At 73.8% G+C, this 16,032-nt stretch carries 15 protein-coding genes and 1 tRNA gene; 11 read left to right on the top strand and 5 right to left on the bottom strand.

Annotated features, from left to right (window positions below):
* Nucleotides 1-92 precede the first annotated feature (92 nt).
* The 4 genes from OG875_RS20025 to OG875_RS20040 are packed head-to-tail and all read left to right on the top strand — an operon-like array spanning nucleotide 93 to nucleotide 5,870.
* Complete coding sequence (locus OG875_RS20025; protein ID WP_330175587.1) at nucleotides 93-989, top strand: FAD binding domain-containing protein; 897 nt, start codon at nucleotides 93-95, stop codon at nucleotides 987-989.
* Nucleotides 986-2,467: a 2Fe-2S iron-sulfur cluster-binding protein gene (locus tag OG875_RS20030; RefSeq protein WP_330175588.1), complete on the top strand. Its 1,482-nt coding sequence runs from the start codon at nucleotides 986-988 to the stop codon at nucleotides 2,465-2,467. The genes OG875_RS20025 and OG875_RS20030 overlap by 4 nt, the downstream gene beginning before the upstream one ends.
* Nucleotides 2,464-4,773: a xanthine dehydrogenase family protein molybdopterin-binding subunit gene (locus OG875_RS20035; RefSeq protein WP_330175589.1), complete on the top strand. Its 2,310-nt coding sequence runs from the start codon at nucleotides 2,464-2,466 to the stop codon at nucleotides 4,771-4,773. The genes OG875_RS20030 and OG875_RS20035 overlap by 4 nt, the downstream gene beginning before the upstream one ends.
* On the top strand, nucleotides 4,770-5,870 hold the full coding sequence (locus OG875_RS20040; RefSeq protein ID WP_330175590.1) for an RNA polymerase subunit sigma-70: 1,101 nt from the start codon (nucleotides 4,770-4,772) through the stop codon (nucleotides 5,868-5,870). Before OG875_RS20035 ends, OG875_RS20040 begins: the two co-directional genes overlap by 4 nt.
* Nucleotides 5,871-5,947: 77 nt before the next feature.
* Here the strand turns inward: OG875_RS20040 and OG875_RS20045 are convergent, their stop codons facing one another.
* The gene (locus OG875_RS20045; RefSeq protein WP_330175591.1) at nucleotides 5,948-6,181 is read right to left on the bottom strand and encodes a hypothetical protein; all 234 of its coding nucleotides are present in this window, start codon (nucleotides 6,179-6,181) and stop codon (nucleotides 5,948-5,950) included.
* 160 nt (nucleotides 6,182-6,341) lie between these two features.
* Here OG875_RS20045 and OG875_RS20050 point away from each other — a divergent pair, with 160 nt between their 5' ends.
* The gene (locus tag OG875_RS20050; protein ID WP_330175592.1) at nucleotides 6,342-7,109 is read left to right on the top strand and encodes an SDR family NAD(P)-dependent oxidoreductase; all 768 of its coding nucleotides are present in this window, start codon (nucleotides 6,342-6,344) and stop codon (nucleotides 7,107-7,109) included.
* 77 nt (nucleotides 7,110-7,186) lie between these two features.
* Here the strand turns inward: OG875_RS20050 and OG875_RS20055 are convergent.
* Nucleotides 7,187-7,258, bottom strand: a tRNA-Cys gene (locus OG875_RS20055).
* Between the two features lie 241 nt (nucleotides 7,259-7,499).
* Between OG875_RS20055 and OG875_RS20060 the strand changes: the two genes are divergently transcribed.
* The 6 genes from OG875_RS20060 to OG875_RS20085 all read left to right on the top strand — a co-directional run bounded on the left by OG875_RS20060 (nucleotide 7,500) and on the right by OG875_RS20085 (nucleotide 13,496).
* Nucleotides 7,500-9,032 carry an MFS transporter gene (locus OG875_RS20060; protein ID WP_330175593.1) on the top strand — a complete coding sequence of 511 codons (1,533 nt, stop codon included), beginning with the start codon at nucleotides 7,500-7,502 and terminating at the stop codon, nucleotides 9,030-9,032.
* A gap of 45 nt (nucleotides 9,033-9,077) precedes the next feature.
* Entirely contained in the window at nucleotides 9,078-9,275 is a 198-nt protein-coding gene (locus OG875_RS20065) for a CopG family transcriptional regulator (RefSeq protein WP_443079272.1), read from the top strand.
* Between the two features lie 3 nt (nucleotides 9,276-9,278).
* The gene (locus OG875_RS20070) at nucleotides 9,279-9,674 is read left to right on the top strand and encodes a type II toxin-antitoxin system death-on-curing family toxin (protein WP_330175595.1); all 396 of its coding nucleotides are present in this window, start codon (nucleotides 9,279-9,281) and stop codon (nucleotides 9,672-9,674) included.
* Between the two features lie 151 nt (nucleotides 9,675-9,825).
* A complete protein-coding gene (locus OG875_RS20075) occupies nucleotides 9,826-11,610 on the top strand; it encodes a DEAD/DEAH box helicase (RefSeq protein ID WP_330175596.1) in 1,785 nt (594 codons plus the stop codon).
* A 379-nt stretch (nucleotides 11,611-11,989) separates the two neighbouring features.
* Nucleotides 11,990-12,631, top strand: a complete 642-nt coding sequence (locus OG875_RS20080) for an IclR family transcriptional regulator (RefSeq protein ID WP_330175597.1) — start codon at nucleotides 11,990-11,992, stop codon at nucleotides 12,629-12,631.
* 67 nt (nucleotides 12,632-12,698) lie between these two features.
* Nucleotides 12,699-13,496, top strand: coding sequence for a S16 family serine protease (locus tag OG875_RS20085; RefSeq protein WP_330175598.1), 798 nt, complete (start codon nucleotides 12,699-12,701; stop codon nucleotides 13,494-13,496).
* Here the strand turns inward: OG875_RS20085 and OG875_RS20090 are convergent.
* The 3 genes from OG875_RS20090 to OG875_RS20100 all read right to left on the bottom strand — a co-directional run bounded on the left by OG875_RS20090 (nucleotide 13,426) and on the right by OG875_RS20100 (nucleotide 15,985).
* Nucleotides 13,426-14,751 carry an MFS transporter gene (locus tag OG875_RS20090; RefSeq protein WP_330175599.1) on the bottom strand — a complete coding sequence of 442 codons (1,326 nt, stop codon included), beginning with the start codon at nucleotides 14,749-14,751 and terminating at the stop codon, nucleotides 13,426-13,428. The two genes, OG875_RS20085 and OG875_RS20090, sit on opposite strands and share 71 nt — an antisense overlap.
* Nucleotides 14,748-15,065, bottom strand: coding sequence for a hypothetical protein (locus OG875_RS20095; RefSeq protein WP_330175600.1), 318 nt, complete (start codon nucleotides 15,063-15,065; stop codon nucleotides 14,748-14,750). The genes OG875_RS20090 and OG875_RS20095 overlap by 4 nt, the downstream gene beginning before the upstream one ends.
* Before the next feature lie 230 nt (nucleotides 15,066-15,295).
* A complete protein-coding gene (locus OG875_RS20100) occupies nucleotides 15,296-15,985 on the bottom strand; it encodes an ArsR/SmtB family transcription factor (protein WP_443079150.1) in 690 nt (229 codons plus the stop codon).
* Between the last annotated feature and the right edge of the window lie 47 nt (nucleotides 15,986-16,032).

Here is a 16,032-nt window from a genome sequence, read left to right on the forward strand (position 1 = left end):
AGATGTGCCAGAGTTGCCTCGTCCGGCCTGTGAGCACGTACGGTACGGCCAACACAGACGGACAGCCGGGACACCGGGAAGGGGCAGCTGGGTTGACCACGCACGCACCGCAGACGGCGCAGTCCGTGACGCTGCCGGCCTCGCTCGACGAGGCCGTGGCGGCGCTGAGCGCCATGCCCGCCGCCGTGCCCGTCGCGGGTGGCACCGATCTGATGGCCGCCGTCAACAAGGGCCTGCTCAGGCCGGCGGGGCTCGTCGGTCTCGGCCGGATCAGCGAACTGCGCGGCTGGCACTACCAGGACGGCCACGCCCTGCTGGGCACCGGCCTCACCCACGCGCGCATGGGACGGCCCGACTTCGCCGCCCTCATCCCCGCGCTGGCCGCGTCCTCACGCGCCGCCGGACCGCCCCAGATCCGCAACGCGGGCACCCTCGGCGGCAACATCGCCACCGCGGCCCCCACCGGCGACTCCCTGCCCGTGCTGGCCGCCCTGGAGGCGGACCTCGTCATCGCGGGCCCCGGCGGCGCGCGCCGCGAGATCCCCGTCTCCCATCTGCTGGCGGGCCGCGACATGCTGGCGCCCGCCGAACTCATCGGCTTCGTACGGGTCCCGCTGCTGCACGCCCCGCAGGTCTACCTCAAGGCGACCGGCCGCACCGGCCCCGGCCGGGCCACCGCGTCCGTGGCCGTGGTGCTCGACCCGGCACGCCGCGGTGTGCGCTGCGCGGTCGGCGCCATCGCGCCGATGCCGCTGCGCCCGCTGGAGGCCGAGCGCTGGATCGCCTCGCTGATCGACTGGGACGCCGACCGCGGGCTGGCGCCCGAGGCACTGGCGGCCTTCGGGGAGTACGTGGCCGCGGCCTGTATCCCCGACCCGCCCCCGGAGGCGGACGGGAGTGAGCCGCCCGCCCTGCCGCCCGCGGTGCTGCACCTGAGGCGTACCGTCGCCACGCTGGCTCGACGAGCACTGGGGAGGGCGCTGCCGTGACCACCGACGAGAACGAGAACTCCGGGAATCCGGAGGGGCGCGGCGCCTGGCGGCCGATCCCGGGGAGCGGCGAGTACGACTCCGACGCCACCGCCTTCGTCCAACTGCCGCCCGAGGACACGGCGGACGCGCCCCTGGCGGCGCGCGGCCACGGCTACGTACCACCGACGATCGACCAGCGGCCGGACAGCGGAGCGGGCGCCGCCGATCCGGGGGGCGCCGGTCGATGGGCACCGCACACCCCGCAGGCGCAGCCCGACCCGTACGGCTACGGGCAGGGACACGGGCACAGCCACGGCCAGGGCCACCCGCAGGGGTACGGCCCCGGCCCGGACCTGCCGCACGATCCGTCGGCGAGCGGGCAGTGGTCCTTCCCCACCGCCCCGGGGACGGCCGGACCGGGACCCGGCCAGGCGCCCCCGGCGCGGTCCCACGAACAGCGGCCCCACGAACAGCGGCCCCACGAACAGCGGTCCGACGAACACCGGTCCGCCGCACAGCAGCCCGCCGGACAGTGGGTGATCCCCGTCATCGGGGACGAGCTCCCCGACGAGTCCGGCGAGTTCACCACCTCCCTGCCCTCCACCTCGCAGTGGTCCGGCGGGGCGCCCCCGGCCACCCTTCCGGGTGGCGCGCGCGCCCCGTGGGCGACCGAACCGGAACCGGCGCCGGAGCCCGTCACGGAGCCCGAACCCGCCCCCGGGGCGGTCGCCGACGCACCGGCGCACGCCCCCGAGACGGCCCCGGACACGGACACCGGCACCGGACCGGAGCCGGAGCCGGAGGCCGTGACGGAACCCGGCCCGGACCCCGAGGCCGTACCCGAGCCGACCGCCGGCACCGACCCGGAACCGGACCCCGAACCGGCCCCCCTCAGCAGCAGCAACAACAGCGCCGAACACCCCGCCGACTCCTACGTCCTGAGCGTCAACGGCACCGACCGCCCGGTCACCGACGCCTGGATCGGCGAGTCCCTGCTCTACGTGCTGCGCGAACGCCTCGGCCTCGCCGGCGCCAAGGACGGCTGCTCCCAGGGCGAGTGCGGGGCCTGCAACGTCCAGGTCGACGGCCGTCTCGTCGCCTCCTGCCTGGTCCCGGCGGCCACGGCGGCCGGATCCGAGGTCCGTACGGTCGAGGGCCTGGCCTCCGACGGCGAACCGTCCGACGTCCAGCGCGCCCTGGCCAACTGCGGCGCCGTGCAGTGCGGCTTCTGCGTCCCCGGCATGGCCATGACCGTCCACGACCTGCTCGAAGGCAACCACGCCCCCACCGAGCTGGAGACCCGCCAGGCACTCAGCGGCAACCTCTGCCGCTGCTCCGGATACCGGGGCGTCCTCGACGCCGTCGGCGAGGTCATCGCCGAACGCGCGGCGAGCGCCGAGGCCGCCGACGAGGCCCGGATCCCGCACCAGGCACCACCGGGCGCCGGCGGCGCCCGCACCGCACCTCTCGACCCGCACGACGGAGGCATGGCGTGAGCAACGACGCGGCCACCGAGACCCAGGCACTCGACGGCCCCCGGCAGGAGCCGCCCGCACTGGGCCTCGGGGCGTCCCTCCCCCCGGCCGACGCCCGCGCCAAGACCGAGGGCACCTTCCCCTACGCCGCCGACCTCTGGGCCGAGGGCCTGCTCTGGGCCGCGCTGCTGCGCTCCCCGCACCCGCACGCCCGCATCGTGTCCATCGACACCTCCGCCGCGGCCGACATGCCCGGTGTACGCGCCGTGGTGACCCACGCCGACGTCCTCGGCGACCCCTCCTACGGACGGCTCGTCGCCGACCGCCCCGTCTTCGCCTCCGACCTCGTGCGCCACCACGGCGAGGCCATCGCCGCCGTCGCCGCCGACCACCCCGACACCGCCCGGATGGCCGCCGCCGCCATCGCCGTCGAATACGAGGTCCTGGACCCCGTCACCGACCCGGAGAAGGCGTTCGAGGCCGAGCCGCTGCACCCCGACGGCAATCTGATCCGGCACATCCCGCTGCGCTACGGCGACCCCGACCTCGTCGGCGAGGTCGTCGTCGAAGGGCTGTACCGCATCGGCCGCCAGGACCCCGCGCCCATCGGCGCCGAGGCCGGACTCGCCGTGCCCCGCCCCGACGGCGGAGTGGAGATCTACACCGGCTCCACCGACCCGCACACCGACCGGGACCTCGCCGCCGCCTGCTTCGGCCTCGAACCCGACCAGGTGAAGGTCGTCGTCACCGGCGTCCCCGGCGCCACCGGCGACCGCGAGGACCCCGGCTTCCAGATCCCGCTCGGCCTGCTCGCGCTGCGCACCGGCTGCCCCGTCAAGCTGGCCGCGACCCGCGAGGAGTCCTTCCTCGGGCACGCCCACCGGCACCCGACGCTGCTGCGCTACCGGCACCACGCGGACACCGAGGGCCGGCTCGTCAAGGTCGAGGCCCAGATCCTGCTCGACGCCGGGGCGTACGCCGACGCCTCGTCCGAATCCCTCGCGGCGGCCGTGGCGTTCGCCTGCGGCCCCTACATCGTCCCGCACGCCTTCATCGAGGGCTGGGCCGTCCGCACCAACAACCCGCCCTCGGGACACGTCCGGGGCGAGGGCGCGATGCAGGTCTGCGCCGCGTACGAGGGCCAGATGGACAAGCTCGCGACCAAACTCGGCATCGACCCCGCCGAACTGCGGCTGCGCAACGTCCTGGCGACCGGCGACATCCTGCCCACCGGCCAGACGGTGACCTGTCCGGCACCCGTCGCCGAACTGCTGCGCGCCGTAAGGGACTTCCCGCTGCCCAAGCTCCCCAAGGACATCCCCGAGTCGTCCTGGCTGCTGCCGGGCGGACCGGAGGGCGCGGGCGAGCCCGGCGCCGTACGCAGAGGCGTCGGCTACGCGCTCGGCATGGTCCACATGCTCGGCGCCGAGGGCACCGACGAGGTCTCCACCGCCACGGTCAAGGTCCACGACGGTGTCGCCACCGTCATCTGCGCGGCCGTCGAGACCGGCCAGGGCTTCTCCACCCTCGCCCGCCAGATCGTCCAGGAGACGCTCGGCATCGAGGAGGTCCACGTCGCGTCGGTCGACACCGACCAGCCCCCGGCCGGACCCGCCACGCACGGCCGCCACACCTGGGTCTCCGGCGGCGCGGTCGAGCGGGCCGCGAAGATGGTCCGTACCCAGCTCCTCCAGCCGCTGGCCCACAAGTTCGGCATGTCGACGGAGCTGCTCCAGATCACCGACGGCAAGATCACCTCGTACGACGGTGTGCTGTCGACCACCGTCACCGAGGCGATGGACGGCAAGGAACTGTGGGCCACGGCCCAGTGCCGCCCGCACCCCACCGAACCGCTGGACGAGTCGGGCCAGGGCGACGCGTTCGTGGGGCTCGCCTTCTGCGCGATCCGCGCGGTCGTGGACGTCGACATCGAACTCGGCTCCGTGCGCGTCGTGGAGATGGCCGTCGCGCAGGACGTCGGCCGGGTCCTCAACCCGGCGCAGCTCGCCACCCGTATCGAGGCGGGCGTCACCCAGGGCATCGGTACGGCGCTGACGGAGAACCTCCGCACCAACCGCGGTCTGGTACGCCGTCCCGACCTCACCGGCTACGCCCTGCCGACGTCCCTGGACGCGGCGGACATCCGGATCGTGAAACTGGTCGAGGAACGCGACGTGGTGGCCCCGTTCGGCGCCAAGCCCGCCAGCGCGGTACCGGTCGTGACCTCCCCGGCGGCGGTCGCGGCGGCGGTCCGCGCGGCGACCGGCCGCCCGGTCAACCGGCTGCCGATCCGGCCCCAGTCGGCGGTGGTGACGTCCGGCGGGTGAACGCCCCGGACACCGGGGCGGGGGGCCGGGGCGGGCCACTCGCGCTCGCCCGGACCGGCGACCGCCCGGCGTTCGACCGGCTGGTGGGTCCCTACCGCCGGGAACTGCACCTGCACGCCTACCGGATGCTCGGCTCCTTCCACGACGCGGACGACGTGGTCCAGGAGACGCTCCTGCGCGCCTGGCGCGCCCTCGACCGCTTCGAGGAGCGACGGGGCACGGCGGACGATCCGGTACGGGCCTGGCTCTACCGGATCGCCACCAACCGCTGTCTGACCCTGCTGGAGACCCGCGCCCGCCGCGAACTGCCCACCGGCTTCGGGCACGACGAACGCCCGCCGGACGACATCGCGTGGCTGGAGCCGTACCCCGACGCGCTGCTCGACGCCGACCCGGGGACGGCCGCGCTGCGCCGCGAATCGGTGGAACTCGCTTTCGTCGTCGCGCTCCAGCGGCTGTCACCGATGCAGCGGGCGGCGGTCGTGCTGCGCGACGTGCTCGACTTCCCGGCGCGTGAGGCGGCGGACGTCCTCGACACGACGGTGCCCTCGGTCAACAGCGCGCTTCAGCGGGCCCGCCGCGCCCTCGCGGCCGGCCGGCGCCCCGGGGACTCCCGCACCCAGCGCCAGGAACTCGGCGCGCTGCCGCCCGGCGAACTGCGGGCGCTGGCACGGCGGTACGCGCGGGCGTGGGACCGGGGCGACGTGGACGCGATCGTGGCGATGCTCGGGGACGACGTGCGGTACTCGATGCCGCCGGGCGCCACCTGGTACGAAGGCCCGGACGCGGTAAGGGAGTTCCTGGTCCGGTACCCGCTCACCCTGCGGTGGCGGTTCGTGCCCACCCGGTCCAACGGTCAGCTCGCGTTCGGCGCGTACCTGCTGGACGAGGGGAGCGGCCGGTTCCGGCCGGTGGGGGTGGACGTCCTGACACTGCGGTCGGGGCGGGTGTCGGCCGTCACGGCGTTCCTGACGGCGGATCTGACGCCGTGGGGGCTGCCGGAGGAGCCGCCGGAGGGGGAGCTGGAGGGGGAGTCGGCCGGAGAGCCGGCCGGGGAACCGGACGCGGGGCCGGGCGAAGGACCAGGCGCGGAGTAGCGCGTGCCGGGTGGGGGCCAGGGCCGCACGGACGGCCCCGCGCGCGTCCGCCGCCCGGCGCGCGCCTGCTCCGCCCGTCACAGCCGCGCCCCACCACAGCCCTGCCCGGCCTCCACCTGCCCGGCCTCCATGCGTCCGGCCTCCACCTGCCCGGCCTCCACCTGCCCGGCCTCCACCTGCCCGGCCTCCGTCCGCCCTGCCTCCATGCGCCCTGCCTCCACTTGCCCGGCCTCCACCCGCCCCGCCTCCGTCCGCCCGGCCTCCACCCGCCCGGCCTCCACCCGCCCCGCCTCCACCTGCCCTGCCTCCATGCGCCCTGCCTCCACCTGCCCGGCCTCCACCCGCCCCGCCTCCGTCCGCCCGGCCCCCGTCCGCCTCGCGGAAAGTTCTGCCCGCCGCCCCGATCAGTTCCGCCGCCCCGCCGGGTTGCACCTGTGAGAGACCGACCCACCACCTCACACAGGAGAGCCCATGCTGCTGGAGAAGAAGACCGCGATCGTCTACGGCGGTGGCGGCCACATCGGCGCGGCCGTCGCCCGCGCCTTCGCCCGTGAGGGCGCGCACGTACATCTGGCGGGGCGCACGGAGGCGACCCTGCGGGCCGTGGCCGACGACATCAACGCCACCGGCGGGCCCGGCCGCGCGAGTGCCGCCGTCGTGGACGCGCTCGACGCCGGCGCCGTCGACCGGCACACCGACGAGGTCGCCGCGGCGGCGGGAGGGCTCGACATCTCGGTCAACGTCATCTCCGACGCCGACATCCAGGGCACGCCCCTGGTGGAGATGGACATCGAGGACTATCTGCGGCCCGTCACCGTGGCGCTCCGCTCGAAGTTCCTCACCAGCCGCGCCGCCGCCCGCCACATGACGGGCCGGCGCTCCGGGGTGATCCTCTTCGTCGGCGGCACCTTCGACCGCTCCGTGGCCGGAGACGTGTACGTCGGCGGGCTCCAGCCCGCGCTGGACGCCGTCGAGTCGCTGCGCAGGCAACTGGCCGCCGAGATCGGCCGGTACGGCGTACGCGTTCTCACCCTCCGCACCAGCGGGTTCCCCGAGAGCATCCCGGAGAGCTACGACGAGGGCCGGGCGATCCGGTCCTTCCTCGACGGGCGGACGCTTACCGGGCGGGCCGCGACGCTGGCGGAGGCGGGGGAGATCGCGGCGTTCGTGGCGTCGGACCGGGCACGGACGCTCAGCGGGACGGCGGTCAACATGACGGTGGGCGCGAGCCTGGACTGACCGCGCGGGCGAGGAGCCCGGCCGGGAAGCCGGGCGAGCCTCCCGGACGGGGGAGGCGTTCGCGACGGGGGAAGGAGAGGCCGTGGCGGGAATCGAACCCACGTAACTCGATTTGCAGTCGAGCCCCTGAACCACTCGGGCACACGGCCGTGCGGACCGCCGTCGCGTACGTGTTCCGTACCTTCCGGCGGTGCGTCGTGATTCGACCGTAGGCGGGGCGCCCGGCACCGCTCAAGGGCGCCGGGCGCCCCGCAACGCGACTGCCACACCCCGTTCACGCACGGGCGGGCGGGACCCCGGCGGGGGCCTCGGAGGCGTACGACGAAGGGACCAGCGCGGTCACGACCACCGACAGGTTCCACCTGTCACCAAGCCCCTTACGCTGAGCCCATGACCGCCCTGGAACCGGGTGACGCCGATGTCGCCGCCGAAGCCGCCCCGCATGCCCCGCCCGTCCTGCCCGGCCCGCCCCTGGCCAAGAACCTCGGCGGGGGCATCGGTGGGGACCTCGGTGGAGACATCAGCGGGGACCTCGGTGGGGACGGCATCCTCGGCAGGACCCACCGGGCGCTCAGCGTCGGCATCATCTGCGTCGTCCTGCTGATCGCCTTCGAGGCCACGGCGGTCGGTACCGCGATGCCGGTGGCGGCGCGCGAGCTGCGGGGCGTCTCGCTGTACGCCTTCTCCTTCTCCGCGTACTTCACCACCAGCCTCTTCGCGATGGTGCTCTCCGGCCAGTGGGCCGACCGCAGCGGCCCGCTCCGGCCGCTCGTCACCGGCATCAGCGCCTTCGCGGCCGGACTGCTCCTCTCCGGCACGGCCGGCGCCATGTGGCAGTTCATCGCCGGCCGGGCGGTCCAGGGGCTCGGCGGCGGACTGGTGATCGTCGCGCTGTACGTGGTGGTCGGCCGCGCCTACCCGGAACGGCTGCGCCCCTCGATCATGGCCGCGTTCGCCGCGAGCTGGGTGATCCCCTCCGTGGTCGGCCCGCTCGCCTCCGGGACGGTCACCGAACACCTCGGCTGGCGCTGGGTGTTCATCGGCATCCCGGTCCTGGTCGTGCTGCCGCTGGCGACGGCGCTGCCCGCGATCCGGCAGATGGCGGCCGGGCCCGCCGACCCCACGGAGCCCGTACCCCCCTTCGACCGGCGCCGGATCCGGCTGGCGCTGGCGATCTCGCTGGGCGCGGGACTGCTCCAGTACGCGGGCCAGGACCTGAACTGGTTCTCGCTGCTCCCCGGCGTGGCCGGCGCCGCCCTGGTCGTACCCGCCGTCCTCGGCCTGCTGCCGCCCGGCACCTACCGGGCCCGCCGGGGCATGCCGTCCGTCGTCCTGCTGCGCGGGGTCGCGGCGGGCTCCTTCATCGCGGCGGAGAGCTTCGTCCCGCTGATGCTCGTCACCCAGCGGGGCCTGTCGCCGACACTGGCGGGCCTCTCCCTGGCGGTCGGCGGCGCGACCTGGGCCCTCGGCTCGTACATCCAGTCCCGCCCCCGAGCGGAACGGCACCGCGAACGGCTGCTGATGGGCGGCATGGTGCTGGTCGCCGCCTCCATCGCCGCCGCGCCGAGCGTCCTGATCGAGGCGGTCCCGGTCTGGGTCGTGGGCGTCGCCTGGGCGGTCGGCTGCCTCGGCATGGGCGCGGTCATCGCGTCCACGAGCGTGCTGCTGCTGAAGCTCTCCCCGCCGGAGGAGGCGGGTACCAACTCCGCCGCCCTCCAGATATCCGACGGCCTGTCCAACATCCTGCTCCTGTCGGCGGGCGGCGCGGCGTTCGCGGCCCTGGGCGGCGGCGCGGTCGGCACCCACGACCTCTCCACGACCACCGCCTCCCACCCGGCGGCCTTCGCGGCGGTCTTCCTCCCGATGGCGGCCGTGGCCCTGGCAGGCGTATGGGTGGCGACCCGGGTCCGGGCAGCGCGATAACCGGTACTGCTCCGGCCCCAAGATCGGTACCTTTTCGATATGGCGATGAACCTGCGTCTCCGGGACGACCAGCACGAAGCGCTCAGGCGCCAGGCGGAAGCCGAGGGCCTCAGCATGCACGCCATCGTGCTCAAGGCGGTCGACCACTATCTGCGACTCGAGGGCGACCGGGCGTCCGTCCGGCGGCTCGGCGCCACCTACGCGGCGCGTCACTCCGAACTGCTCCGGCGGCTGGGGGAGTAGGGCATGAAATACCTGACCGTCGAGGAGACCCTCGACCTGGCGGAACTCGGCTGCGACGGACAGCGGGTCGCGGTCCGCGACCTCGGGCTGCTCAGCTCGGCGGCGCACCGCCCGCAATCGCAGATGTTCGGGGTCGAGGCGTACGCGGACCTCTTCGAGAAGGCGGCGGCGCTGCTCCAGTCGCTGGCGGTCAACCACCCCCTGGTGGACGGCAACAAGCGGATGGCGTGGATGTCGACGGCTGTCTTTCTCGACCTCAATGGCATCGGCATGCTGGACGTCGATCAGGACGAGGCGTACGACCTCGTCATCGACGTCGCCACCGGCAGCGTCGAGGACCCCGGCCGGATCGGGGACCGGCTGCGGGCCCTGCACCTCGCCGGGGCGCCTGCCGTGTGACCCGGGTCGCACCTGAGGGACCCCCCGTTCGTTCGGGGCGGGATCGGGCCGGGCCGCCGGTAGGGTGGCCCGGTTGTCATATCCGAACCCGGGGCCCCGCCGCCCCCGAGTCCCGTAACCCGTGCACCCGAGCGCCCGTGAACCGGAGACCGTGACTACTACCGCCTCCCACCACCTCTCACCCGCCTTCCCCGGCCGTGCCCCCTGGGGTACCGCCGGCAAGCTGCGTGCCTGGCAGCAGAAAGCGCTGGAGCGCTATCTCCAGGACCAGCCCCGTGACTTCCTCGCCGTCGCGACCCCCGGCGCCGGGAAGACGACCTTCGCGCTGACCCTCGCGTCGTGGCTGCTGCACCACCACGTCGTGCAGCAGGTCACCGTCGTCGCGCCGACCGAGCATCTGAAGAAGCAGTGGGCGGACGCCGCCGCGCGGATCGGAATCCGGCTCGACCCGGAGTACAGCGCGGGACCGCTGAGCAAGGACTACCACGGGGTCGCCGTGACGTACGCGGGCGTCGGCGTACGCCCCATGCTCCACCGCAACCGCTGCGAGCAGCGCAAGACCCTGGTCATCCTCGACGAGATCCACCACGCCGGTGACTCCAAGTCCTGGGGCGAGGCGTGTCTCGAAGCGTTCGAGCCGGCCGCCCGGCGCCTCGCGCTGACCGGTACGCCCTTCAGGTCGGACACCAACCCGATCCCCTTCGTCGCGTACGAGGAGGGAAACGACGGCATCCGCCGGTCCGCCGCCGACTACACCTACGGCTACGGCAACGCGCTCGGCGACGGCGTCGTGCGGCCCGTCATCTTCCTCAGCTACAGCGGGAACATGCGCTGGCGCACCAAGGCCGGTGACGAGGTCGCCGCCAAGCTCGGCGAGCCCATGACCAAGGACGCGACCTCGCAGGCGTGGCGCACCGCGCTCGACCCGCGCGGCGACTGGATGCCCAATGTGCTGCGCGCCGCCGACCAGCGGCTCACCGAGGTGCGCAAGTCCATCCCGGACGCCGGGGGACTGGTCATCGCCACGGACCAGGACTCGGCCCGCGCCTACGCCAAGCTGATCCGCGAGATCACCGGCACCAAGGCGACCGTCGTGCTCTCCGACGAGGACGCCGCGTCCCGGCGCATCGACGAGTTCAGCGCGAATGAGGAGCGCTGGATGGTCGCCGTCCGGATGGTGTCGGAGGGCGTCGACGTACCGCGCCTGGCGGTCGGCGTGTACGCCACCACCATCTCCACGCCGCTGTTCTTCGCGCAGGCCGTCGGCCGTTTCGTCCGCTCGCGGCGGCGCGGTGAGACCGCGTCCGTGTTCCTGCCGACCATCCCCAATCTCCTCGGCTTCGCCAACGAGATGGAGATCGAGCGCGACCATGTCCTCGACAAGCCCAAGAAGGCCGGCGAGGACGACCCGTACGCCGAGTCCGAGAAGGAGATGGCGGAGGCCGAGCGCGAACTCGACGAGGACACCGGCGAGCAGGACGCGCTGCCCTTCGAGGCGCTGGAGTCCGACGCGGTCTTCGACCGGGTGCTGTACGACGGCGCCGAGTTCGGCATGCAGGCGCACCCCGGCAGCGAGGAGGAGCAGGACTACCTCGGTATCCCCGGACTGCTGGAGCCCGACCAGGTCCAGATGCTCCTCCAGAAGCGGCAGGCCCGGCAGATCGCGCACAGCCGCAAGAAGCCGGACGCCGAGGCGGATCTGCTGGAGCTGCCCGCCGACCGGCGCCCCGTGGTCTCCCACAAGGAACTGCTCGAACTGCGCAAGCAGCTCAACACGATGGTCGGCGCCTACGTCCACCAGAGCGGCAAACCGCACGGAGTGATCCACACCGAGCTGCGCCGGGTCTGCGGCGGCCCGCCGAGCGCGGAGGCGACGGGCGGCCAACTCCGCGAACGGATCCGAAAAGTTCAGGAGTGGGCCACCCGGATGCGCTGAGCCCGAAGATTTTTTCCGCCCTCGGAGACGCCGTCCTGGCGTCTCCGAGGTGTTTCCGGGGTGCTTCTACGCGCGTCCATTCAGTAGAAATCAAGTGCTTTGTCCTCCTTGGTGCCTTTTTGGTGCTCGTTGTGGCGCGAAGAGGGACCAACCGACCGCCCATGACCGGATTCTGGACGAGGTCTTCCGCTGAGCGGTACGGATCGCTACTGTCCCGGCAATACACACGCGCCGTGGCTCCACCGCTGCGGACCGCAGCCGGTGCGCCACGACCGGCCTGTCGACGGCCTCCGTGTGCGTCGCCGTCGGACCGGCGCCGCGTCCCCACACGTGAGACGGCCGTCGTCACTCACTCCGAAACTCCGAAGGAGAGGGCGTCGTGACCGCGGAGACCTCCCAGACGCTCGACCGGGGACTACGTGTCCTCAAACTGCTCGCCGACACCGACCACGGGCTGACCGTCACCGAGCTGTCCACCAAGCTCGGTGTCAACCGCACCGTCGTCTACCGGCTGCTCGCCACCCTCGAACAGCACGCCCTGGTCCGCCGCGACCTCGGCGGGCGCGCCCGCGTGGGCCTCGGGGTGCTGCGGCTGAGCCGCCAGGTGCACCCGCTCGTACGGGAGGCCGCGCTGCCCGCCCTGCGGTCGCTCGCCGAGGACATAGGAGCCACCGCCCATCTCACCCTCGTGGACGGCGCCGAGGCGCTGGCCGTGGCCGTCGTGGAGCCGACCTGGACGGACTACCACGTCGCCTACCGCGCCGGTTTCCGGCATCCCCTGGACCGGGGCGCGGCCGGCAAGGCCATCCTGGCGGCCCGGCAGGGCTCGTACACCGAGGCCCGCTGCACCCTCACCCACGGCGAGCTGGAGGCGGGGGCCAGCGGCGCCGCCGCCGCGCTCGTCGGCGTCACCGGGATCGAGGGCAGCGTGGGCGTGGTGATGCTCGCCGACTCCGTGCCGGAACGGGTGGGCCCGCGCGTGGTCGACGCCGCGCGCGAGGTGGCCGACGCGCTGCGCTGAACCGGGCCGGGCGCACCCGGCGACAGGCCCTGAACCCCCTCCCCCGACCGGCCGATAGATTGGCGCCGTGCTCTCTCGTCTCTCCGGTCTCTCACGCCCCCGCACCCTCGCGCTCTCGGCGCTGCCCGTCGCCGCGCTGCTCGTCGTCGTGGGCGCCGCCCCGCTGCCGTACGCGGTGGCCCAGCCGGGCCTGACCGCGAACGTCCTCGGCGACTACCGGGGCACGCCCGTCATCACCGTCGACGGCACGCGGACCCGCGAGCCCGAGGGCGAGCTGAGGATGACGACGATCCTGGCGACGGGCCCGTCCGCCGACGTCGACCTCGCCGATGTCCTCGACGGCTGGTTCCGGACCGACCGCGCGGTGCTGCCGCGCGACTCCGTCTACCCGGCGGGCCGGTCCGACAAGGAGATCGAGCGGCACAACACCGACGAGATGGTGAAGTCGCAGAACGTCGCTGTCGAGGCGGCCCTCGCCCAGCTCGGCCGCGAGCCGGGCTCCGTCGACGTCACCCTCCACCTCGCCGACGTCGGCGGCCCCAGCGCGGGCCTCCTCTTCGCCCTCGGCGTCGTCGACCTGCTCGACGGCGACGGCTCGGGCGGCGACCTCACCGGCGGCCGGTCCGTCGCGGGCACCGGCACCATCGGCGCCGACGGCGAGGTGGGCGCGGTCGGCGGAGTCTCCCTGAAGACCCAGGCGGCGAGCCGCGACGGCGCCACGGTCTTCCTGGTCCCGGCGGCGGAATGCGCGGACGCCCGGTCCGAACTCCCCAAGGGCCTGCGCCTGATCCCCGTCACGACCCTGAAGGGCGCGGTGTCGTCCCTGAAGGCGCTGGAACGGGGCGGGAAGGTTCCGGCCTGCTGAGGTGAGCGGCGCTCGCGGACGGCGCCGCGTCCAGTCCCCGCCACACCGGCAGCAGCGGACTCAGGCTCACCAGGAAATAGGCGCCGCCCATCAGCAGCAGCGCGGCCGGCAGCCCGGGGCCCTCGACCAGGAGACCGGCTGTCAGGCCGCCCAGGGGCATGGCCAGTTCGCACCCGGCGGTCATCGCGCCCGCGACCCGGCTGCGCAGTTCGTCCGGGACGCGTTCGTACATGACCGTCGTCAGGATCGGGTTGATCATCCCGCCCGCCAGGCCCGCCCCGCCCATGACCACCGCGAGTGCCGCCGTGGAGTCGGTGAGACCGGCCACCAGGAAGCGCGGCGTACCGCAGAGCAGGACGGCGACCGCGAGGACCGTACGGCGGGTGAAGCGGTGGCCCACCGCGCCGTACAGCAGGGCGCCCAGCAGGCCACCGGCGCCGATCATCGCCATGACCAGGCCCAGTTCGGCGGCGCCGCCGAGGTTCCGCTCCGCGTGGACGGGGAGCAGGACCGCGTTCCAGCCCTGGTCGATGCCGTTCATCAGCATCGCCATGACGACCACCGCCGCCAGGAGCCGGGTGCGCGCCAGACAGGCGTAGCCCTCGCGCAGTTCGGCGACGTACGTACGCGGGGAGACCGGCGGCATGTCCTTGACCGGGCGCGCGGCCTTGAGCCCGCGCAGCCCGGCGGCTGTCAGCGCCGCCGACAGCAGGAACGTCAACGCGTCGAGCAGCAGGGCGACTTCGGCGCCCAGCAGGGCGATCACCAGGCCCGCGAGGGCCGCGCCGGCCATCCTTGCGCCTCGCTCGACGGCGTCGAAGAGGCTGGCGGCGCGGGGGAGGGTGGTGCCCGCGTGCGCGGCGAGGTCCGGCACGAGGACGTAGCGGGCCGTGTCGCCCGGTGTGTGGGCGAGTCCGTGCAGCGCCACCAGCGCGCAGAGCGCCCAGAACGGGAGGGCGCCGGCGTGGTGCAGCAGCGGGATCGCCCCGACGGAGACCGCGCACACCAGGTCGGAGGCGACCGATACGCGCCGCCGCCCGATCCGGTCGATGACCGGGCCGCCGATGAGCGCGGAGAGGACGATCGGCAGGGTGGCGCAGAACGCCACCACCCCCGCGCTTCCCGCGCTGCCGGTCGTCCGGAGCACGAACCACGGGATACCGATCAGGCTCAGTGTCCGGCCCGTCGCGGAGATCGCGTTGGCGGTCAGGACGGCGGTGAGCGGCCACCGCCGCCACGCCACTGCCGCGCTCACGCGGCCCGGATCCGGGACCGCGCGGACGGGCCGACGAGCCGGAGCCCCCACTCGACCAGCAGCCAGCCCAGCCGGGACCGCAGCCGAGCGGATCGAGGGGCGGGAAGGGCGGGAAGGGCGGTAAGAGCCGGGCGAGTGGGGAGGGCCGGAACGGCGTACGGGTCGCGGCTGGGGTTGGGGCTGTGGCTGGGGTTGGGACCGTGCTCGTGAGCGGCGGCGCGGGCCACGGCGCGGACGTGGTACGCCTCGGCCTCGGCGCGCAGTTCGGCCTCGCGTAGGGCGTGCGGCTGGAGATACGTATCGAAAAATGACATGACAAATCGTCCCTTCACGCGCCGCCTGTGGTGGGGCGCGGCAGTGGTGCTCGGAGGCTGGAGGGGGAGCGGACGGGCTACGGCAGGGCAGCCGGGCGCGACCGCTGTCGGTGCGGGAACCAGGTCGGGAAGCGGGTCGGGAACCAGGTCGGGCGTCGGGTCGGGCGCCGTTCGGGCGTCGGTTCAGGCGTCGTTCGGGGGTTCGTACGGGCGCCGGCTCGGGTGCCGGATCAGGCGTCCGGTCCGACACCCGTTCGGGAATCGGGTGCGGCGTCGGGCAGGTTGAGCCGGCGCTGCGGCAGGGCGTGCAGATGGATGCGTACCTGCGCCACGTCCGCGTCGCTCTCCGCTATCTCGCGGTCCTGATAGTCCTCGATCAAGTCGTGCACCCGGCTTTCCAGTTCGGAGAGCAGGTCGGGCGTCAGCCGCAGTGTGAAGTCGCTGAAGTCGGCCCGGGTCGACCAGGTGTCCGGCCAGTCGTGCATGGTCCCCAGCCAGGTGTTCACCTCCTGGCCGTGGAGGTTGGCGACCTCGTGGAGGAAGGTGTTCAGCGCCCCGCGCACCTCGGGGTTGGGGTCGTGGTGCAGGTCGGTGTCGACCGTGAACCCCTTGTCGGCCGCCTTCCACCAGCGCTCCCGGCCCTTGCCGCGCCCGGGGTCGTCCGACACGAACCCGTACTCGGCGAGCTGCCGCAGGTGATAGCTGGTGGCGCCGCTCGACTCGCCCAGCCGGTCGGCGAGCTGGGACGCGGTGGCCGGACCGTGGTGCCGCAGGGCGGTCAGCAGCCGGATCCGCAGAGGATGGGCGAGCCCGCGCAGCGAGCGCGGGTCCAGGGTGCGCATGTCCGGTACGGGAACGTCCTCGCCGGACCCGTCGCGGGGGGCGGGGTCCTGAGCGGGGACATCGGGGTTCTCGGCCATGACTCCATCGTAGACATGCAAAGGAGTGGTTGCAAGGGTTTCTTTGC

Source organism: Streptomyces sp. NBC_01498, from assembly GCF_036327775.1.
GTDB lineage: Bacteria > Actinomycetota > Actinomycetes > Streptomycetales > Streptomycetaceae > Streptomyces.